Annotated in this window: 15 protein-coding genes and 1 rRNA gene; 11 read left to right on the top strand and 5 right to left on the bottom strand. The window is 39.8% G+C overall.

Annotated elements, in window-relative coordinates; all coding sequences use genetic code 11:
• Positions 1-271: 271 nt before the first annotated feature.
• From MmiAt1_RS05125 to MmiAt1_RS05115, 3 genes are all read left to right on the top strand, one after another.
• Positions 272-1,321: an NAD(P)-dependent alcohol dehydrogenase gene (locus MmiAt1_RS05125; RefSeq protein ID WP_318785821.1), complete on the top strand. Its 1,050-nt coding sequence runs from the start codon at positions 272-274 to the stop codon at positions 1,319-1,321.
• A 631-nt stretch (positions 1,322-1,952) separates the two neighbouring features.
• The gene (locus MmiAt1_RS05120; protein ID WP_318785820.1) at positions 1,953-5,279 is read left to right on the top strand and encodes a GLUG motif-containing protein; all 3,327 of its coding nucleotides are present in this window, start codon (positions 1,953-1,955) and stop codon (positions 5,277-5,279) included.
• A 1,228-nt stretch (positions 5,280-6,507) separates the two neighbouring features.
• On the top strand, positions 6,508-6,729 hold the full coding sequence (locus MmiAt1_RS05115) for a DUF2798 domain-containing protein (protein WP_318785819.1): 222 nt from the start codon (positions 6,508-6,510) through the stop codon (positions 6,727-6,729).
• 351 nt (positions 6,730-7,080) lie between these two features.
• On the opposite strand, the gene MmiAt1_RS05110 is transcribed toward MmiAt1_RS05115, so the two are convergent.
• The 3 genes from MmiAt1_RS05110 to MmiAt1_RS05100 form a co-directional block, all read right to left on the bottom strand.
• Positions 7,081-8,292 (bottom strand): bifunctional 5,6,7,8-tetrahydromethanopterin hydro-lyase/3-hexulose-6-phosphate synthase, encoded by a 1,212-nt coding sequence (locus MmiAt1_RS05110; RefSeq protein ID WP_318785818.1) that lies wholly within the window; start codon positions 8,290-8,292, stop codon positions 7,081-7,083.
• 394 nt (positions 8,293-8,686) lie between these two features.
• Entirely contained in the window at positions 8,687-9,475 is a 789-nt protein-coding gene (locus tag MmiAt1_RS05105; RefSeq protein ID WP_318785817.1) for a helix-turn-helix transcriptional regulator, read from the bottom strand.
• A gap of 13 nt (positions 9,476-9,488) precedes the next feature.
• Entirely contained in the window at positions 9,489-10,274 is a 786-nt protein-coding gene (locus MmiAt1_RS05100) for a helix-turn-helix transcriptional regulator (RefSeq protein WP_318785816.1), read from the bottom strand.
• Between the two features lie 389 nt (positions 10,275-10,663).
• On the opposite strand from MmiAt1_RS05100, the gene MmiAt1_RS05095 reads away from it, so the two are divergent.
• Entirely contained in the window at positions 10,664-12,313 is a 1,650-nt protein-coding gene (locus tag MmiAt1_RS05095) for a methylamine methyltransferase corrinoid protein reductive activase (RefSeq protein ID WP_318785815.1), read from the top strand.
• A 14-nt stretch (positions 12,314-12,327) separates the two neighbouring features.
• On the top strand, positions 12,328-13,404 hold the full coding sequence (locus MmiAt1_RS05090; RefSeq protein ID WP_318785814.1) for a GTP-binding protein: 1,077 nt from the start codon (positions 12,328-12,330) through the stop codon (positions 13,402-13,404).
• 43 nt (positions 13,405-13,447) lie between these two features.
• Here MmiAt1_RS05090 and MmiAt1_RS05085 read toward each other — a convergent pair whose 3' ends face one another.
• Positions 13,448-13,585 carry a hypothetical protein gene (locus MmiAt1_RS05085; RefSeq protein ID WP_318785813.1) on the bottom strand — a complete coding sequence of 46 codons (138 nt, stop codon included), beginning with the start codon at positions 13,583-13,585 and terminating at the stop codon, positions 13,448-13,450.
• Positions 13,586-13,830: 245 nt separating this feature from the next.
• Between MmiAt1_RS05085 and MmiAt1_RS05080 the strand changes: the two genes are divergently transcribed.
• Positions 13,831-14,487: a DUF3800 domain-containing protein gene (locus MmiAt1_RS05080; RefSeq protein WP_318785812.1), complete on the top strand. Its 657-nt coding sequence runs from the start codon at positions 13,831-13,833 to the stop codon at positions 14,485-14,487.
• Between the two features lie 112 nt (positions 14,488-14,599).
• Here the strand turns inward: MmiAt1_RS05080 and MmiAt1_RS05075 are convergent, their stop codons facing one another.
• Positions 14,600-16,135, bottom strand: a complete 1,536-nt coding sequence (locus MmiAt1_RS05075; protein ID WP_318785811.1) for a 2-isopropylmalate synthase — start codon at positions 16,133-16,135, stop codon at positions 14,600-14,602.
• Between the two features lie 383 nt (positions 16,136-16,518).
• On the opposite strand from MmiAt1_RS05075, the gene MmiAt1_RS05070 reads away from it, so the two are divergent.
• The 5 genes from MmiAt1_RS05070 to MmiAt1_RS05050 all read left to right on the top strand — a co-directional run.
• Positions 16,519-17,646 carry a hypothetical protein gene (locus tag MmiAt1_RS05070; protein WP_318785810.1) on the top strand — a complete coding sequence of 376 codons (1,128 nt, stop codon included), beginning with the start codon at positions 16,519-16,521 and terminating at the stop codon, positions 17,644-17,646.
• Positions 17,634-18,962 carry a hypothetical protein gene (locus MmiAt1_RS05065; RefSeq protein ID WP_318785809.1) on the top strand — a complete coding sequence of 443 codons (1,329 nt, stop codon included), beginning with the start codon at positions 17,634-17,636 and terminating at the stop codon, positions 18,960-18,962. Before MmiAt1_RS05070 ends, MmiAt1_RS05065 begins: the two co-directional genes overlap by 13 nt.
• A gap of 839 nt (positions 18,963-19,801) precedes the next feature.
• The gene (locus MmiAt1_RS05060) at positions 19,802-20,476 is read left to right on the top strand and encodes a DUF2927 domain-containing protein (protein WP_318785808.1); all 675 of its coding nucleotides are present in this window, start codon (positions 19,802-19,804) and stop codon (positions 20,474-20,476) included.
• Positions 20,477-20,787: 311 nt separating this feature from the next.
• Complete coding sequence (locus MmiAt1_RS05055) at positions 20,788-21,285, top strand: hypothetical protein (protein ID WP_318785807.1); 498 nt, start codon at positions 20,788-20,790, stop codon at positions 21,283-21,285.
• A gap of 637 nt (positions 21,286-21,922) precedes the next feature.
• Positions 21,923-22,292, top strand: a 16S ribosomal RNA gene (locus tag MmiAt1_RS05050); the annotation flags it as partial.

Raw genomic sequence — 22,292 nt, 5'->3', positions numbered from 1 at the left:
TGTATTGATGAAGGATATGGGACTGACAGATTAATAAATTTGCTGCAAAGGCGCAATTCGAGTCATGCATAATCCATGCATAAGCCACGAATAAGCCACGAATAAGCCATGTGTAAGCCATACATAAATCATGTATGACAGAACAAATTTGTTTTTCCATTGTTTTGAATTCGTCTTGTATTCGTCATTATTTTTCGTTAATGTTAACCAACAGATTTATAACGTCCTGTGATTTGGGTATACATTGGTGATATAAATGAAAGGATATGGTATGTTATCCGTAAACAATGTCGGATGGATGGAAAAAGAAAAGCCGGTTGCAGGTCCTTTGGATGCAATTCTTCGCCCGGTGGCAGTTGCGCCGTGTTCGTCGGACACGCACACAAGCCACGGCGGTTCGGGGGATCAGCACAATTTGATTCTCGGCCACGAAGCAATCGGTGAAGTTGTCGAAGTCGGCGAACTTGTGACACGTTTCAAACCCGGAGACATTGTTGTTGTTCCGTGCTGTACGCCGGATTGGCTGTCAACAGATCTTCAGAGCAACAAATACAACGCGCACGACCACGGTTTAATGGCAAGTTTCAAATTTTTGCTTTCCAAAGACGGTGTTTTCGCGGAATATTTCCACGTCAACCAGGCGGACGCGAACTTGGTCAAACTTCCCGAAGGCATGGACATGGCGGCCGCTTTAATGACCGTTGACATGATGTCCACCGGATTTTTCGGCGTCGAGCAGGCGGAAGTTGAGTACGGCGACACGGTTGTTGTCATCGGCATCGGTCCGGTCGGTCTGATGGCCGTTGCAGGCGCGCACCTCAAAGGCGCAGGCCGCCTCATCGCAGTCGGAACACGCCCCAACAGCGTGGCCGTTGCCAAAGAGTACGGCGCAACCGACATCATCAGCTACAAAGACGGCGACATTGTCGAACAAATCATGAAGCTGACAGGCGGCAAAGGCGTTGACCGCGTGATTATCGCAGGCGGCAAAGCTGACACAATCAACCAGGCGCTTAAAATGCTCCGGCCCGGCGGCATTGCTTCAAACATGAACTATTTCGACGCGTCCGAAACCTTTGAAATTCCCGCCTGGGAATGGGGACTCGGCATGTCCAACAAAGACATCCGCGGCGGTTTCTGCCCCGGCGGCGCCCGTCGTATCGAAAAAATGCTTGAAATGATTCAATACAGCCGCTTTGACCCGGCCAAATTAATTACCCACAGATTTGACGGATTCGACAAGATCGAAGACGCTTTCAAAATGATGGACGAAAAACCGTCGGATATGATTAAGCCGGCCGTTTTCATCAAATGGGACTAAATTAATATATTTCTGAACGGTGTTTTCCACCGTTCTTTTTTTCTATTTTATTCTGTTTTTACAGGCGAAGCCATTAAAATCGCGCAGCGATTTTCTGTAAACACCTGATTCATGTGCTTTTTGAAAAATTGCGAGTGAAACGAGCAATTTTTTTTGACAAGATTGAAGACGCTTTCAAAATGATGGACGAAAAGCCGTCGGATATGATTAAGCCGGCTGTTTTCATCAAATGGGATTAATTTCGATTCAATTACATTTCAAAAATAAATTCAAAAGTTTCAAACGGATGTTTTTTCATCCGTTTTCTGCTTCTTTTTCACTTTTTTGTTTTTATTTTTCCTTTGTTTTTCGTTTTTGTTTTTTTCATTTTCATTTTCATTTTCATTTTTGTTTTTATTTTTATTTTTCTTATCCAAAAAAATAAAATTAGTGTTCAAATCTTTTTTAGCTTTTAAACAAATTGATATTTCAATTCGCTTGCTGCTTTTTCACAAAAGTATTTATTTCTAACAATTGTTATTTTTTCATTATCTTTTTCAAATTGTTAAAGAAACTCTGCCGCGTTATTCAATCATTCAAATTGATTGCTGCCGTCTTGAGTTTCTGACCAAGGGTAAAGGAGCAAGGGTTTATGGCAAAAATCAAACGGATTCTTTTAACGGCAGTTCTCTTAACTGCGCTGGTATTGGTGAGCGGAACGGCAGCAGCTGTTTCTGATATTGAAATAGATCAGGATTATATCGATGATTATATTGAAAACGGAACAACCGAAGGCGTTTTTTCAGATTTATCCCGCAATTATGTTTTAATTGAAGATATTGAAATCAAAAACGAGACTTGGAATTCTATCGGCAATGAAAGTAAACCGTTCACCGGAACTTTTGACGGTCAGGGACATTCAATTATTTTTACTGGTTCAGAAGGGACAACGACTTTTAAGAATTTTGACGGCAAAAATGATGAAATCGGTTACGGTTTTTTCGGAATTGTTGGAAAAAAATCCGGCACGGATGAAATTGAAATTAAAAATGTGAATGTTGTTCTCAATTCGAATTTGACAAATTTTGACGGCTCAAAGTTTTATGATATATTTGGTTCTTTGGTCGGTTATGTGAACGTAAGTTCTTCTGATTATTTTTCAATGGAAAACTGTTCTTTGTCTTCTAATGATGAGTTTGAAATAAAAGGGTCGAGTTACGTCGGCGGCCTTGCCGGTTATATTGAAAATGGTGAATTTACGAGTTGTTCTGTTTCCGGTGATGATATTTCGGTGACTGCAATAAGTTGGAATGCAGGCGGCCTTATCGGCGAGATTATTAATGGTGAATTTAATAGTTGTTTTGTTTCCGGCAATGGCGTTTCTGTGACTGCAAAGGATTATGCCGGTGGCCTTGCCGGTCGTATTGAAAATGGTGAATTTAATAGTTGTTTTGTTTCCAGTGATGATATTTCGGTGACTTCCGGAAATGGTCGCGCAGGCGGTCTTGTTGGTTTGATTGCGCTTGATGGTAAAATTGAAAATTGTTATTCAACAGCAGATGTTAAAGGTCATCATGATGTCGGCGGTCTTGTCGGCTCTTCTTGGAATTCGGGGGCTGAAATTTTGTCAAGTTATTTCGCGGGAACTGTTTCGCTTAGTGATGATGGTGCCAATGAAAAAATCGGCGGAATTGTCGGCTCATATAATACAGGCGAGCCCATTGTCACAGATTGTGTTTATTTGGATACAGCCGGCGGAGAGCTTGATTTAAATGAATTTGGAACAGCCGTTTCTGATGAATACATGAAAAAAATTGCAACTTACAAAGTCGGCGGCAGTGTAATAAATGATTGGGATATTTCAGACAAGCCCGATCCTGATGCTGTTTGGTTTATTTATGAAGATGAAACTTATCCTCAACTTTCTTCTTCCGTTATTTTTATTTCCAACCTCGAAGAGCTTAAAAAAGTCGGTACAAATGAATTTGATTCTGAAAAAGGATACTGGTACACGTTGGATGCAAATTATGTTTTAATTAATGATATTGAAATCGACTGCGGCACTTGGGAGCCTATCGGCGGTTTATTTGATCCGTTCACCGGCACTTTTGACGGGTCAACTTATGATATTGAATTTACTTCCGAAACGACTTTTTCTTCTTCGACAGAAAGTCATCTCGGTTTGTTCGGATCTGCCGGCGGTGACATCACGAATGTCAGTCTTATTGTTTCCAAAGATTTGACATTTGACGGTGATGTTTTCGGTGTTTTGGCAGGTTTTGTTTACGGAAATGTTTCAGATTGTTCGGTTTCGGGTGATGCAAAAATTTCCGGCGGTTTAGCAGGCGGCGGTTTAATTGGTTCTCTCGGCGGTTCCGTTTCAAATTGTTCCGCTTCGGGAAGCATTTCTGTTATTTCTGATGAAGAAATTGCCGGCGGTTTAATCGGTGAAATCGGCAGAATTGATGAACGTAAAGGCACCGTTACGAGTTCACATGTCAGCGGCGGCACAATTTCTGTCTCTGCTCCCCAAAAATCGGGCGGTTTTGTCGGTTCTCTTCATAATGGAACAATTGAAAATTGTTCTGTTTCCGGCGATATAAGCATTAAAGCTTCCGGTAATAATTCGGGTGGCTTTGCAGGGTATGCAAGACTCGGAAAAATTGCAAACAGTTCCGTTATTGGTGACACTCTTATTGTTGATGCCAATTGGTTTTCAGGCGGGTTTATCGGATATGCTTATCCGGACGATGCGGCAACAGAAGAATCGGAAGAAAATCTTGAAATTGTTGATTGTTACAGTTCCGGAAAACTTTCTGTAATTGCGAATACAAATTATGCCGGCGGTTTTATCGGCGGTTTTACGAATTTTATTTACAATGAGTTTTCTGCATTCGTTAACATTTCCAATTGCTCGGTAAAAGATGTTGAATCTATAGACATCACTGCAGAAAATACAGGTGCAGGCGGTTTTTCCGGACTTATCGGTAACAATGGCGGTACGCTTGAAAATTGTTCTGTTTTGTCGGACGGTTTATTCACTGTTACCTCTAAAGCGAGCTCTGGCGGCCTTGTCGGACATATTAATCCTACCACGTATGACAGTGCTATTCTCAACGGTTCGGTTTCGGGTCGCACCAATTCTATTTTCATCTCTTCTCAACACTATTCAGGAGGATTGGTTGGATATTTTGATGAAGGGGAAATCAAAAACAGTTTTGTTGACGGTACAATTTATGTGGAAGCTGAAGGCGCAAACGGACGTGCCGGCGGTCTTGTCGGCGCTTTCGACGGTTTAATCAAAGATTGTTACTCAACAGCTCAAGTTGAAGCACAAAATCACTCTGGCGGCCTTGTCGGACGTTCTGCATATGACACAACTGAAATTAAATCGAGTTATTTCGCCGGAACTGTTTCTCTTATAGAAAGTGAAGTAGATAATCCAAATATCGGAGGAATTCTTGGTTCGTATTACACTGAACCAATCGTTTCAGATTGTGTTTATTTGGATACAGTCGGTGAAGGTTTTACTAATGAAAATGGAACAGCGGTTTCTTCTGAAGATATGAAAAAACTTGCAACCTACAAAGCAAAAACAGGCGTTGTCGAAAATGATTGGGACATTTCCGATCAGATTGATGATGATACTGTTTGGTTCATTGTTGAAAATCAAATTTATCCGATATTTTCAAAAGATTATATTCCTCCTGTTTCCGATAAATCAAGCAGCGGTTCCGGAACCGGCCAAGCAATCGTTGTGAATTCAACAGCCGAAATTCCGAATTTGACAGATGATACGATTCGCAATCCCTCTGAAATTCCGGATGTTCAGAGTCCGAATGCAAATTCCGATTCGGGAGATGCCGGCGGTTACGGTAATGAAGAAAGCGGAACCGATTGGACTTTGTATATCATCATCGGCGTCGGTTTGATTGTTGTCATCGGTGGCGTTGCTTATTTCTTGAATAAAAGAAAATGAAACGGTTTTGCAGTGAAAAGACGAATGATGAATTTCGTCTTTTCTTTTTTTTTGTTAAAATGAAACATCGTTTTTCTTTAATTTTCAAAAAATTGAACTCCGTTTTTTGCTTGAGCTGCTTTTTGGGCATTGTTTTTTTCGGTTTTATCGGGAGTTCGGGTTTGCCGAAAATTAAAAAAAGTGATGTTTGGGTTTGAACCGAATACAGCAAACCCCGCTCCAAATGACGAATTTTGGACGGCGCAAAGCGACGGACAAAATCGGAATTTGGAGAGGTTTTTCAAAAAAAAGAAAATTTAAACGAAAGACTCAAATCTGTTTTTAAAATCTAAGTTTACCAATCTCGTTTTGTATTTTCGTTGAATTTTTGGGGCGAATCTCCAACTCCTCCTAACACTTGCTAACGCTCACAAAACTCGCCGTTGGAGGTGGTTGTTTCGTCTTTTCGGTTATTTCTTAAGAAATGAAACATCGTTTTTATTCAATTTTCAAAAAAATGAACTCCGTTTTTTGCTTGAGCTGCTTTTTGGGCATCGTTTTTTTCGGTTTTATCGGGAGTTCGGGTTTGCCGAAAATTAAAAAAATTGATGTTTGGGTTTGAACCGAATATAGCAAACCCCACTCCAAATGACGAATTTTGGGCGGCGCGCAGCGACGAACAAAATCGGAATTTGGAGAGGTTTTTAAAAAAATGAAAATTTTTTAAAAAAATCACTCCGTTTTTTTCAGTTTATTCCAACCGTTTTGCATTTTTCGTTGAAGTCATGGGACGAATCTCCAACTCCTCCTAACGCTTGCTACGCTCACGAAACTCGTCGTTGGAGGTGGTTGTTTCGGGTTCTCAATTCATTTCAAAACAAAATAAACATCGTTTTTCTTCAATTTTCAAAAACCCGAACTCCGTTTTTTGCTTGAGCTATTCTTAGAATGTTTTTTGTTTTTCAGGGTTTATCGGGAGTTCGGGTTTGCCGGAAATTTGAAAAATCGATGTTTGGGTTTGAAATGAATACAGCAAACCCCACTCCAAATGACGAATTTCGGGCGGCGCGAAGGGGCGGACAAAATAGTCATTTGGAGAGGTTTTTTAAAAAAGAAAATTTAAACGAAAAAAATAATTCCGTTTTGAAATTCAAGTTCATTAATCTTGTTTTGTGTTTCGTTTTTTATTTTTTGTTTCCGGCGCAGTTTTATCTATAACTTCTTCCCTTTACAGTTTCAGGGAATATCTATGGATTCTAAAAGATTGCTTTCAGGATTTTTAATGGCAATTGCCATGTCTTTTTGTATGTCGCTGGTGATGACTTTGGTAAACGTCGGGCTGACATCTTCTTTTCCGCTTCTTTGGATGAGAGGATGGTTCATCGGCTTTTGCGTTGCGTTTCCGCTCTCCATGTTCCTGCCGAAATACATTCAAAAAATTTCCGGAAAACTTTTGAAAAATAAAAATTAATCCGGCTTTTATTTTTTTTGCGCTGCCGCCGACACGCGCAAACACCACCATTTTTCAAAAATCAAAGAAAAACAAAACATTCGTTTTGAATGAGAATAAGCTGAATTGAGAATTCACGAAAAAAAGAAAGAGAAATCGGATTTAACATCCGATTTAATTTTTAATTTGTAATTTTAATTTTTATTTGTAATTTTACTCGGCGCAGCGAAGCTGCATAAAAATCGCAAAGCGATTTTTCAGCAGACACCTGATGAAATCGGCGGCGAAGCCGTCAAAAATTGCGAAGCAATTTTTCTGCAAACGCCTGACTCCAACTGCCCTGAAAAATCGTGAGCGAAGCGAGCGATTTTTTCAAAAGTCAGTCATAATTCTGAACTGATCAATTTCAGGGTTGCCGATTCTTGCAATAAACTGCTCGGCGGTTCCGCGGATGTCTTTGGAACCTGTGATTGCGCGGCCGACGACTAAAATGTCAGCTTTGGCTTTGAGCGCCAGCGGAATTGTGTCAAGCTTGACACCGCCCGCAACGGCGATAAAGGTTTTCGGGCTGATCTTTTTGATGTCGTCAATGCTGCCCCAGGCGTATTCGTTGTTTTCAACGTCAATGCCGCGGTGAAGCTCGACAATGTCGGGGATCGCGCCTTTTTCAACCAATTCTTTAATCAGCGGAACAGGGTTTTCCAAGTTGAGCGTGTCAACGATTGCGTAAATGCCCGTCTTGTGCGCTTCTTCAATCGCTTTGACAATTGTCGGAACAGGCGCAAGCGCGGAGACGACAACAGCGTCGCCGGCAGCGTCGGCCACCATTCTTGCTTCCAAGTTGCCTGTGTCAAGCGTCTTGAGGTCGGCCACAATGAATGCATCCGGTCTTGCTTCGCGGATCTTGGAAATCACATCCGTTCCGAAGCGCTTGATGAGCGGCGTTCCGGCTTCAATAAGCAAGTGGTCGTTCTGCGGGAGTTCTTTGACAGCTTTTAAGACAAAATCAAGGCTTGTCGTGTCAAAAGCAACCTGCAGGTACGGCGGGTTGAAAAGTCTGGACACTTTGAATCCCATAATGGCGTGTGTGGACTTGTTGGATTCTTCCAGAACCTTGTCCATGCTCGGGAATCCTTCCAATGCTCTTTTAATCGCCAATTTCGTGGCTCCGTAATTGAATCTGTAAATTTTGCTGAAATCTTCCGCGTCAGGCGCAATAAAAACGCTGGCAACAATCACAATGTCGTCAGCAATTTCCTTGGGAATAATGCCTTCCTCAACAGCATCCGCGACAGCTTTGGCAACAGCGGACTGGGCCGGGCCGAAAATCTTTGTGGTGTCGACACCCTTTTTCAGCGTCACTTTCGGAACAATTAAAGTCGACGGCTTGGTCGGCAAGTTCGGGCGGATAACGGATAAAAGCGGCGTGTGACCGGCAGACAGCTGCGTCATGCCTGTTGCAAAAGCCTGTCCGACAGGACCGTTCTTAGAACCAATCATTAAATCAACGTGCGCAAGTTCCGGACCCGTGCCGATCAGCGCCTCTCCGATTTCAAAATAAGGTAATTTCATATCTTTTGACATTGTCTGTTTCTCCGAAAATTCAACTTTCAGAATAAAAAAATCAAATTAAAAAATCTGATAATGATTCACATGAATTCATTGGATTATAATTAGATTTTGATTAAGAATTCAAACGTAATTTAAACTTTCCATTCCCGTTTTAATGTTCACGTATAATCATGATTCAGAGCCGTTTTGAAACGAAGCCGTTTCCTGCTTTTTATATGTCGATTCATTTCCGGAAATTCATTCATCTCAAAATTCATTTCTTTCAAGAAAATTTACTCATTTCTAAAAATCTCAAATCATTTCAGAAATTTCAAATCATTTCAGAAATTTCAAATCATTTCTAAAAATTTCAAATCATTTCAGAAATTCCAAAAGAATCTCAAATTTATTGTTCAGAAATCCGAATTCATTCCGAAAGATTATGAATCATTGAAAGCGAACGGAAATGGTGGAACAAATCCGTTCCCCACAAGATTGCGCTTTCGTCATAGCTGATTAAATCATGATTAAAGAAATTGCCTCTCTTCGTAAACAGCGACAATGAAATAATTTTATTTGTCACCGTGCAGGAAGCCAATTTAATTTCCGGGCAAACGAAAACCCGGACATTTTCCTGATTCATATATTTATGATAACTTTCCGGGAATTCCTTTTCCATGCGCGTGATAACGCCCTGCGTCAAAATGAACGAAATGCCGACTCCGCTTTCCGCGATTTCAATGTATCTCGTTACATATTCCTGCCGGAAAATGGAAGAAATCTCAATCAGAGACTCGACAAATCCCAAACTCTTTTCAACCGGCCGCGTGCGCTCAAAAATGTGCGCTTTGTCCGGATAACACAATTCAACATTGCCGAGATCCCCGATGCGGTTGAGAAGGTATGCCGGAAACGCCGTCAATTCCGCTTCACCCCAATATTCCGGATTTTTGTCAAAAACGCTGAACATATCCAAAATATCTTTCATTTCTTTGACCGTGTATTCCCCGAGCGGCGTCAGCGAAAAAACACCGTTTTTCTCCTGAATCAAAAAATTGCGCGTTAAAATCCGGATCTGAACCATAATCGGGCTCGACTTGGAATTCAAATACGTTTTAATATCGTCAATCGTTTTCGGCCCTTCCAGCAAATAGAGGAGAATCTGTCTTCTCTTTTCAGAGAAAAAAAGAACGTCGGAAATGGATTCGTCTTTCATTTTTCATTCCTCCTCAGATTTCCTTTCTGTTAACGGATCGGCTTCTCAAATAATCGTAAAGCTCATTGCCCCATTGAACCGCGCTCGGCGACTCGGCCGCCAAAAAGTCGTAGTCCAAATTTCCGGCAGTCGAATACAAAACCATCAGAAAAATCTTGTCCGTCACCGTTACTTCGGCAATCTTCACATCGGCCGAACACACATTCAATTCGGTGCGGTCCAGCTGAAGCAAATTATTGATTTCCGTTTTGTAATCCTTCGCCATGTTGACGATATAATCGCTCGTTGTGATTGACACGGGCGCGCCCGCAATCAGACGTTCGTAATAAACCGGAACGTATTCCGGCGCGTAATAAGTAATAAAAGTCTTGATCGAATCCGCTTTTTTGATATGTTCGTAAACAATCGAATTCGGTTCATAATAAATCGTTCGAAGATCAATATCAATGATTTCGAAATTGCCGATTTCCTGAATACGCTCAAAAAGATTTTGAGGAATTTCGCTGGTGTCGTGCTCGCTCCAGAATTTCGGATTCACACCGAGCACCTGCAGATTCTTAACAAAAGGAGTCACTTTTTCGGCAATCGTTTCGCCGAGGTGCGTCAGCTGATAAATGCCGTCGTTTTGAATAATCAAATTATTATCGATTAAAACTTTGATTTGGGGCAGAATCGAAACAGAAGTTTCATCTAATTCTGATTTTATCGTTTCAATCGGCAACGGCCCTTTTTCAAAGAGCAGGATTAATACCGCTTTTCGCTTTTCTGAAAAAAATACAGTTTCAATTAATGAATTCACTGACGACGACTCCCTCTTTCGGATTCGGTTCGTTTTTGTTCGTTATTCCCCATTTTATATTCTGAAATTAATGGTTTAATTGATTATTAAATAATCGGTCTTAAACAATCGGTCACTCCAAATCAAGTGAAACTTTTTACTTTTTCATCTTTTAAAAATTTGAGGGATTGTCATTTTACATCCCGGTGATTAATTTCATGCCGTTCCCATTTTTTACAACCCGATTGAAAAGCATTAATATGTAAAAAGGGCTTATTATATTCTGTATTATTTTCGGGATAACCGTTCCTGAAATTCATTTACTTCCGGCGAACCGTTTTCCCTAAAAACATTTTTTTGCGGCATGATCCGCACATAAAAACTCAATTCAAGTTTAAGGTGTGTACGAAATGAAAACAGGCGTTGCAATTGATTTGGGAACCAGCGGTTTCCGATCGCAGAAAGTGGATTTAGAAACCGGTGACATTAAAAGGACTGTGGTGACCATGCGCAATCCGCTCCCGGGTGCGAACGTGATGGACCACATGGATTTTGCCATCAGCTACGGTTTGGAAAACGCGCACAAGCTGGTCATTAATGCGATTCTCGTTCTGATTGACAGGCTGGGCGTCGCGCCCGAAGACCTTCACAGGCTTTCTGTTTGCGGCAATCCGATTCAGCTCTCTCTTTTCCAAGGCATTACCATTGAAGATTTGGCTTACGCCGGCGAACGGAAACGCGAAAAGTTGAACATTCAGGAACAGAACCGTTCTTCCAAATGTCTGAAAAGCGAAGAAATTTCCGGTCTTGAAAAATTCTCGAACTGCACGGTCGTCATTCCGCCGGCCATCCGCCACGAAATCGGCGCCGACGCATTGGCTCTGATTGTGAATTCCGGCATGCTCAACAGTGACGAAATTGCGATTGCAACGGACTTCGGCACCAACGCTGAAATGGCTTTGAAAGCCGGCGGCGTGATTTACACGGGATCTGCCGCGGCCGGCCCCGCATTGGAAGGCCAGGAAATCAAAGACGGTGTTCTGGCATCTCCGCGCGCCATCAGTGATGTCGAATTCGAAGGCGACAACCTCCGCTGTTACGTTTTGGACAAAGAAATGTCACGAACAAAAGGCGACTTGGTTGATCCGAAAACAGGCGCCGTTATCGAAGAAGGCCCGATCCGCGCCAAAGGCATTACCGGAACAGGCGTCATCGCGCTTATGGAAGAAGGCATGAGAAACGGCATCATCAAGCTTCCGAAAATTCAAACGCCCGACGGCATTATTCACCTTCAGGACGGCGTCGAATTCACGGAAAACGACATCAAAGAAGCCGGAAATGCAATCGGTGCGCTCCGTGCCGGACACATCACACTCTGCAATGCTGCCGGCATTCAAATGGCGGACATTAAGATTTCTCACATGTCGGGCGCTGCCGGCACTTACATGGACGCTAAAAAAGCGCAGCAAATCGGCATGAATCCATACAACGCGTCGACGATTACGCAGATCGGCAACACGTCTTTGAAGACGGCGCGCGAAATTCTGCTTTCGGACGAGCGTTTGCAAGAGCTTCAGGACATCGCTTCCCAAATCGTCGGAACGCACGTGATGTTCGCAACGGACGAGGCTTTCAAAGAAGCTTACATTCTCGAGCTGGCCTATTGGGGCGAAGGCATGGACTTTAAAATGCTGAAAAAGTTCCTGAAAAAGAAGGAGCTGCCGCAATTGGACGACCCGATTGACAACCCGACCATCGAAAGACTTGTCGAGCGCGACATTCCGGTTTACGGTGACGAAGGCTACGAAATGATTAAGCAGACCGGCACCTTCCTCTCCGTCGCCATGCCCGGCTGCGCCGAGTGCGCCGAAAAAATCCGCGAATGCCCGACGCATGCGATGAGCTACAAAGACGACGCCGTTAAAATCCGGTCCGACTTGTGCGACGGCTCCAACTGTAAGAAATGTCTGCGCTTCATGCCGCAGCCGTACAGCTGGGATGATTTGGTTGTCGAAGAGCCGGTCTCGGGCAGCACGGTCGAAGCGGAAACGGATGACTGAGTGAGGCTGTCATTTTGAAAATAATTGTTGTCGGCGGATTTTTAGGCAGCGGCAAAACGACTGCTCTTGTCCGCCTCGGCACTTATTATTCGTCAATCGGCAAATCTGTGGGCATTATCGTTAACGAAGTCGGTGAAATCGGCATTGACGGCGATATTATTTCTCAGTACGGCCTGGAAACGAAGGAGATTACGTCCGGCTGCATTTGCTGCAGCCTGAAAACGTCTCTTCGGGCAACGCTTCTTTTGATGATTGAAAATTACAATCCGGATGTCATCATTATCGAGTCGACCGGTGTTGCTTATCCCGGCGCGATTCGTGACGAAGTGATGCTGATGAACCTGCCGATGGATTACGATATGGCACCGCTTCTGACGCTTTTTGACGGCAGCCGTTTTAAGCAGATTTTAAAGGAAATCAAAAATTTCGCCGCGCAGCAGCTGGCGCAGGCGGAAGTGATTGCCGTGAGCAAAACGGATTTGGTTGAAGCATCAATGCTTCCGATTATCGAAACAGCGGTTTCGCAAATTAATCCGAAAGCGGAAATCATCACGCTGTCTTCCAAAAATCCCGAAAGTTTGGCGCAGCTAATCAATATTTTAGAACGCAGCAGCGATACCGAAGCCCGTTTGGCCGAATTAAAAAAAGTCGTGGCAAACGACGGCAGTCTTCTGATGGCCGGCGGCAAAAAAGACAATTCAATCGAAGCTTCGGGCGTCGGTTCGTTTTCAGCGGAATATGTTTTGGATGACACCCGTTTGAAATCTCTCAACGAGTCCGATTTTGAAAAGATTGTCAAAGAGATTATGTCTCAAATTCGGGAAAGTGTGCTCCAAAAAAGTCCCGACTTTTTGGGCCACATTAAGTTGTTTTTGGAATCCGGCTCGGCGCTTTATAAAATCAGTTTAACGACGGCCGAGGAAGATCCGATTTATGATTTCATTCCGCCGGCGGATGAAAACGCCGCAGCGGCTCCGAATCTGAAAATTTTGTCGGCGGTGACGGGAATTTCATCCGGCGATATTAAAGAGATTGTTCAAAATTCGGTTGAAAATGTTTTGAATGAAAACAAAATCATTTTCAGCGCTTAATTTTTTATTTTTTTTTTGAAAAACCGGGGTCAATTTTTGCTGATTATTTGAAAATTTGTGCGGCTCGCGCGTGCGGCGGTGCTGCTGCCGGCACCGGCGGCAAACGGCAAAACGGAAACCTGAAGGCGGCAACGCCCACGCTCGCGAAGCGAGCGGGTGTGATAAAAAAGAGCAGATGCATATGGAAATGCAAATTGTTGATGCAGTCCGTAAACAGGAACTGTCCGGCAATGGATGATTATTAAATCAGAAATAACGTGTCGCTATGTAGGCAGCATAGAATACGAACGGATTTGCCGTTATGTTCCAAATCGTTTTTTCATTATTCACATTTTTCTTTTTAAAGGCTTATTTCAACTTTTCGGTTTTTTATTTTTCAAAGAACTTTAATCTCATTGTTTTTTTGTATGTGTTATGCCGATATATGTGTACATTGATGAAAGCGGAGATTTAGGGTTTAATCTCAACAAAAGTTCTGCATATTTTATTGTTACGGCTCTGTTTGTTTCTGACTTTTCAAAACTTGACAAAATCATTAAAAAATTAAAAAAAAGTTCTTTTCAAAAAGAATTTATTCGCCATGGGGAACTCAAAGGATATAAATCAAGTACGAAATTGAAAATAACGGCTCTTAAGAAATTAAACGAAATTGAAAATCTGAAAATCCTTCATATTATTCTCTATAAAGAGGATTTGTTTTCGGTTTGTTTGCGTTATAATTCGATTCAATTGTATAATTTGATTGCAACTATTGTTGCTGAATATATTCCGTTCGAAAATGAATCGTTGGAAGTCCAAATAGATAAAACGAAAGCAAAACAGTCTTTACGGGATGAATTCGATCAGTTGTTTTCTGAAAAGTTATTTCTATTCAGTTCTTGCCGTCTTCAAAACGATGTCATTTCTCATAGCGATTCTAAACATTGGTCTGGTCTTCAATTTGCAGATTTGTTAGCCTGGTCCAAATATCAGGAAATCTATCATAAAAATTCAATTTTCATTAATTGTATTGATGATTCTAAGCAAGAAGAGTATCATGTAACCGAAAAATCATTTAAAAGAAAAAATAAAATGGAACCGTAAAGGATATCTTGTACGTCCACCATTGGGCAGGCTGACCTTTACGGATTTACCCGTTCAAAAATAAAACAGATGAACAGGTATTTATAACTTTTTTTATTTTCGTAAAACCAATTTAATCCATTCCGGAAAGCGCATTCATCGCGTTGATCAAAGCTTCAACAGATGCCATGACAATATCAGCATTGGCTGATTTTGCCGTCACGCTTTTGCCGCGTTCGTTCGCCAATACAATTGTGACGCGCGCAAGCGAATCCGAACCGCCCGAAATGGCTTCAATGGAAAATTCTTCGATTTTGTATTTCGTGTCACCGACGATTTCTTCGGCTGCACGAAGCGCTGCGTCTACCGGTCCGACTCCTGTTTGCGCCGCAATGATTTCTTTGCCGTTGGCTTCGGCGCGGATGACGGCGGTCGGCGTGACGATGTTTCCGGTCATGACAGAGACTTCTTTGAGTTTGATGGCTTCGTCAATTCCTTTTTTACCGAGAACGACTGAAGCAACAACAAAAAGGTCGGCGTCGGTAACGGTTTTTCCGCGGTCGCCGATTTCTTTGATTTTTGTCAAAATTTCATTCAATTGATCTTCGGTCGGGCGAATGCCGACAGCTTCCAAATTCTGCAAAACAGCGTGTCTTCCGGCATGTTTTCCGAGAACGATACGGCGTTTTTGGCCGACCATTTCGGGCGTCATGACGCCGGGCTCAAACGTATCGGATTTTGCCAAAACGCCTTGGGAATGAATCCCGGATTCATGTGAAAATGCATTGTCGCCGCAAACCGGCATCATCGGCGGCATTTTTATGCCTGAATATTTCTCGACCATTTTAGAAGTTTCCGTCAAATATTCTGTATTGATGTTGGTTTTAAAGCCGTAAATGGATGTCAGCGCCATCACAACTTCGGCAAGAGATGCATTTCCGGCGCGTTCTCCGATGCCGTTGACAGTGACTTGCACTTGATCGGCGCCGGCCTCAACGGCGGTAATGCTGTTTGCGTTGGCCAATCCGAAATCGTTGTGACAGTGAATATCGTATTTTATGTCAGCATTTTTTTTCAGATTGCAGATCAATTCGTACGTGGATGACGGTACCATCACGCCGACTGTATCGGGAACATTAACAATATCGCAGCCGGCAGCTTTGACGGCTTTGATAATTTCGACCAAATAGTCAAAATCCGTTCGGGTGGCATCCATCGGTGAAAACATGCATTTAAAGCCGTGGCTTTTGATGTATTCCACCATTTCAACCGCCGTATTGAGTGCTTCTTCACGCGTTTTCTTTATCGTGTATTCTCTCTGGACATCCGACGTCGGAATAAAAACGTGCACCATATCGACATCACAGTCAATACAGGCATCAATGTCTTTAATGACGGACCGCGCCAAACCGCAGACATCGGCATGAAGCCCAAGCTCTGCAATTCTTTTAACGGATTCTTTGTCTCCTGGAGACGAAATCGGAAAACCGGCTTCGATGGCATCGACACCGAGTTTGTCCAATTGAGACGCAATCTCAATTTTCTTATCAAACGGAATTGTCACTCCGGGGGTTTGTTCACCGTCCCGAAGGGTCGTGTCAAAAATAGTTATTGTTCTGTTCGAATTCTGTTTTTCCTGTTCAGGGTCGTAAAAAACGACTCCCCGCATTTATCTTTTCAAACATAGTAATCAAAACATTTACATTTGTTCTTTTATTTATATGTTTGTTAATAATATTTATAAAAAATTTTTGATTAATTGTTTCATAATGGTTATAATTTTTATAATTTTTAATATCTTTGGCTATTTTTGTATTACTTTTTATACAAATTTTCAATTTTCACTCGCCATCTATATATACAATCATTTTTATATTTATGTTTCCTGTTTGGTATATTCAGTCAAATGGGATGAAAACGGCAATTTATATGGTATATTTCTGTTTTATGATAACTTTTAAAACGTGATAAACAGGAATATTAGCTTTAATTAAATCAGGTCTGATTGAATTGAGTTTTAATTTAATCCGACCTAATTTTAGGTGGATTATTATGATCAAAATAAAAGCTTTGATAAATTTTCTTGTTTTAAGTATGGTTATTGTTGCCAGTTTATCTGTCTGTATCGGCGATAATTCAGCTTCTTCTGAATCTGCACCCGAAGTTTCGATATATAATTCTACTTCCGCTGATTCAATGTATGATTCAACTTTTGTCGACTCAACATCCGATTCGGGTTCTGATGTTTCTATATACAATTCAACAAATATCTTAATAGATGATTCAATCATTGACGAAAATATCAATGATGATAAAGGCGAATTTTTAGAATTAGTCGAATATAAAAAAGTTCCGATAGATGATGATTATTCAAAAAATAAACTGCAAAAAATTAATGTGTCTGATGATACACTTGAAGCCTTTTCAAGATTCGGGTTGTGGCTTGATGATCAAAAAATAGATGCCAAAGCCGAAGATATAAATGTTATGTATATTGATGATGATTTAAGGGTCATTGAAAATTACTGGATTTTTGCAACTCGGCCTGAATCAAAAGAAAGAAATATTGAAATTATACAAAATTCACAAAGTAAAGATCCTTCTCCGGATGAAATGATTACATTTTTGAAAAAATTCGATGAAAAATATCCGATAAAATATGTGCGTACAGGACTTGCTTTATTTGTTACAGTTGAAAATAAAGACGTCTTACTTTCTGAACTTTCGAAAGAAGATATTCAAATGTTTGAAGCCATAAAAAATGCACTTCTTGAAGGAAAATCAATGGATCTCAAATGGGGCTCTTCCAATCCAAATATTCATGCTGATATGTCTGGGTGGGCTGCTCAAGAGGCGGGGTTTGATTCTTATTATACAGGTATTATTTCGAGGAACGCTTCAGAACCGGACAATGTTAGTTTTGTAGAGATTCTTCGTGGTCATACTTTATTGTTGCTAGCTGGGGGGGTCTATACACTTGACGGTTTGGTTATATCTGCTGCAGAATATATTCGTTTGAAGAATTATAACCATTATTATGATCCCAAAGCCGACTCTGGTGCCGGATTTGGTGGTGCTCCTCTATGTATTGAAGATGAGTTAAACCTTATATACACAGCTGGAACAATGGAAGAAAAAGCTAAACATTTATCTTTTGCATCTCACTTATGGCTGATTTAAGTATGCCACTGCACACGAAACATGCTGACAGGCAAGCAGTATATTCTGCACCAGGGGTTATCTTTGAACAACCTCATTTTGCTTATGAGAATCAATATGTTGGAGCAAATTGGACAACCGGACACAATTTCAGCCGTTTTGCAAAAAATGTCCATAGTGGATATTTAATCCAAAACCCGAGTGCACAAAGCAAAACTTTAGCAAATTATTCTAATTTTTATGGTGATGATGCATGGGATTGTGGACATAATCTCTCTAAACCTTTTAATGGAAATTATACTCCACCTTCCTCATTAGTTTCTGCAACCGCATTCAGCTTAGATGAAGGTCAAAGGTATTTAATCGGTTTAATGAGTTATGGATATCAACAGATGAACAGTGTTACAAATTCGCAAGGCTTTACAAACCAACAGGACATCACACTCCAGCTTGAACAAAGCGGATCTCGTGTCCAAAAAGTGGATTTAAAAAATTTAAGAGTTTCAATGGGTGCAGGAGATATTGCTTATCTCAATCTCAATGGCCGCCAAATTTTAAAATTTGTTGATTCATCTGCAGGTGGGAATCTTTATATTTATAATGAAAATGGAAATCAATTGGGTGTTATATCTAAAATAAACGGTAAACCTTCATATGAAAATATGACTTTTGATATTTCTTTTAGTCATGATGGTTCAAATATGGATATAATCGTCCAAAAATATTACAGAGGTGTTCTTAACAGTACTAATAGCTATTCTTATTCGACAAACAATGATATGTCGACATTGAGGGCATATATGACTGGCTATCAATCGAATGTGGATTATATCAGCAGCCAATATACAATTTACTATGGACCTTTATCGGGAACGAATACAAACGGATTTTTTGAAAACCAACAGGACATTACTCTTCCGGTTGCAATGTCTGGCTACCACGTCCAAGAGTTGGATTTAAACAATTTGAGAGTTTCGATGGGTGCAGGAGATATTGCATATATCAATATTAATGGCCGCCAAATCTTAAAATTTGTTGATTCATCAGCAGGGGGAAATCTTTACATTTATAACGAAAATGGAAATCAACTGGGTGTTATATCCAAAGTAAATGGCAAACCTTCATTTGAAAATATGACTTTTGATGTTTCTTTTAGTCAAAATGGCTCGAACATGGATGTCGCCGTTAAAAAATATTACAGAGGTGTTCTAAACAGTACTTCCAATTATTCTTACGCGACGAACAATGATATTTCAACAATGAGGGCATATATGACCGGCTATCAATCCAATGTAGATTACATCAGCAGTCAATATGTCGTTTTTTATGCACCTTAAATGGTGCATAAATGATATTTGTATGTTGTTTATTTGATTGACCCAATTAAAATATCGTTGGCGGTGTTATAATTCATATATCAAACAAAAAGAATATAAACCTGTTAATAGAATGTGTTGTTTTATCTTCTGCATTGCTATTTCTGTTATTTTCATTTATTCTCGTTTATATACTGGAATTTATAACAACGATAAATCAAGGTTTAGTCTCTCAAGTATCAATAGGACTTGCAATACCGATAATTGCGTGTATTGCGGGTCCAATTTTTAATTTTATTTTATATTCCGTCTTGAAGAGAAAATATAATTTTGAAACGGATGTTCTTTTTTACGGTATCGGATTTACATCCTGTTGTTTCATATTTGTCATTTCAATTCTCAGGATTTATGGTCCGGTTACGGATGATATTGAAGCAATTATACGTTTTCTTTATGTAATTCCATTTACTTTATTCTATTATTCATATGCAACTTTGATTAAAAATAATAAAAATAGTATTAGTAATGACACTTTATTTTTAATAATTTCCACTGTTACCCTTTTTATGTTTTTTGCTCTTTTTGAAATATCCAACTCTCAAATTCCAATTTCAGGCAGTCTCTTGTTGCTTTTTGGTATGTATTTTGTTTGTTGTTTCGTTAATAAAAAAATTCGAATCAGTCTTCAATTGCTCGCATGGGGTGCATTTTTCCCCTCCTCTCTCGTATTTTTGTATTTTTTAATAACAAATCCAATTATATGAAAATTTTTGATGAAGGTGTGTCATATAATTCAAAAAAATTTGTTTATCCATAAGATTCTTCCTCTTTTGGGGATTTTCGTTGTTGCTATCATATTTATGGTCGTTATTTGTTTGCAAACAAGCATTGTATTTTCTCCTTCAACCGATGATAGCTTCTGTTTTTTAAATGAAAGTGATAATTCAATCAGTTTTGTAGAATGTCTTAATTTTATTTATGAGGTGCAATTATCTAAAGTTCCGACTGTTGAAAAATGGGCCACTCCGATTAAGATAAGATACGAAGGTAATCCAACAAAAAAAGATGTTGATATCTTGAATCAAATTGTAAGGGATTTCAATAAAATTAACGGTTTTCCCGGAATGAGAATTGTCGATAAAGATGAAAATGTCCTTTTAATTTATGCACCGGGGGAAATTCTGCCTGAAATTCAGAACAAATATGATATGGATAAAATTGATAAAGGTATTTGCCGACGTTTTTCAGATCAAGGGGAAATAAAACAAGCAATCATTGTTATTGAGTCTGATATTGACCAAGATTATAAAAACAGTGTCGTTTTACATGAAATTTTCCATATGGTTGGGTTTTATGGTCATTCTTACGACAATACAAGCATAATTAATCGAATCGAGGAGCCTGTTTCAAAATTATCTGTTTTAGATACTTTATCTTTCAGAATGTTGTATAATCCAGAAATTCTAATCGGAATGGAATATCACGAAATAGATGCATATTATCGGGATAGGGAGCTGGATGAGTTTTTGAAATGATTAATTTTCCACTCGTGAAAAATCTTTTTACAAAAATCAAATTAAATTTCGCAATTTTTTGAAAAGAATGTCTCTTTTGTTATTCATTCTTAAAAAAATACAAAATCTGTTTATATATTGTCTTCATTAAAATGATAGTAGTGGTATAATATGGTTCAAATAATAACTAAAAAGAATACAGGTCCGTTAATAGAATGTATTATTTTATCTTTCGCATTTCTATCAATTTTGCTTCATTTATTCTTACTTATATTATAATAAAACACATTATAAGCTTTCAAGAATCAATCGGATTCATAATGCTGATAATTTTGTGTATGCTGGGTCCGGTTTTCAATTTTATCTTTTATTCCGTTTTGAAGAAAAAATATAATTTTGAAATAAATGTATTACTTTATGGCATCGGGTTTACATCATGTTGTTTTGTATTTATCTATTCTGTTATGGGGCTTTATGGCCCGATTACGGGCAATATTGAATTGGTTATGCGTTTTCTTTATGTGATTCCGTTTATCTTCCTTTATTATTCATATGCAACCTTGCTTAAAAATAATGAAAAAAGTATTAGCAGGGGCACTTTATTTTTAATAATTGCTACTACTGCTCTTTTTGTACTTTTTGCTCTTTTTGAAATAATTACATATCGGATTCCTTATGTCAGCATTTCCTCGATACCTTTTGGATTGTATTTTGTTTATTGTTTAATTTCCGGAAAATATGTGCTCAGCCTTCGGGGATTTGCATGGGTTCCTTTTTTACCTGCATATGCGGTGCTTTTTTACACTTTTATGAAAATACCATTTATGTGAAAATCTTGCTGAAGAATCGTTATTCGAAATTCAGATTGTCGAAGAGTGAGTTAACCGCTTTCGATAAAATATTCGATTTCGTTAAAAACAAAATAAAATGTAAAATGTTCTTACATTTTTCATACTTTCATTTTTTTCTCTTCTATGTTTTAAAAACTCTGAAATGAGCAAAATCCTTATATATCCCCTGTGATGTAGTAGGAACTCCTCTCATTCTGATGTTAAATTCAGAATGTAAGAGCTTGAATGAATGCGTTTTTAACGCGATTCAATTTTACATTCATCTAATAATGAAGTCGGGAGCTTTTTCCCGTACTGATATGTGACCTGATGTTTCGGTAAACTTCGGCGGTGATTTTCAAAATTTCAATTTGCTCAACAAATTGAACAAAATTTGTAAATCGTCGTTACGAGATTTACAGGAATATCAAACTGTGTATTGTAAGGAAGCAACTCTAAAATCTAAGAACTAAGTGTGAATAGCGCTTTATTCGTGGTTGAGAAGTTTTTTCCGACAATTCTGTTTAAGCAGTGTTTATGCAGTATTTCCAAAACCAGCTATTAAAAGCAACATCTAAGTGTGTACAGGATTACATTTGAATCGCTCACAGCGTTTTCGATGTTCAAATCTATTATAATTCCGGTTGATCCTGCCGGAGGTTACTGCTATCGGTGTTTGACTAAGCCATGCGAGTCAAATGTTCTTCGTGAACATGGCGTAATGCTCAGTAACACGTGGATAACCTGCCCTCAGGTCCGGCATAACCTCGGGAAACTGAGGATAATTCCGGATATCTCTTCTCTGCTGGAATTGCTTGAAGAGACAAAGAATTTCGCCTGAGGATGGGTCTGCGGCCTATCAGGTTGTAGGGGGTGTAAGGTACCCTCTAGCCGACAACGGGTACGGGTTGTGAGAGCAAGAGCCCGGAGATGGATTCTGAGACATGAATCCAGGCCCTACGGGGCGCAGCAGGCGCGAAAACTTTACAATGCAGGAAACTGTGATA

The sequence above is a fragment of the Methanimicrococcus hacksteinii genome, from assembly GCF_032714515.1.
Taxonomy (GTDB): Archaea; Halobacteriota; Methanosarcinia; order Methanosarcinales; family Methanosarcinaceae; genus Methanimicrococcus; species Methanimicrococcus hacksteinii.
The sequence above is the reverse complement of the archived record's forward strand: the minus strand, read 5'-3'. Positions and strand labels throughout refer to the sequence as shown.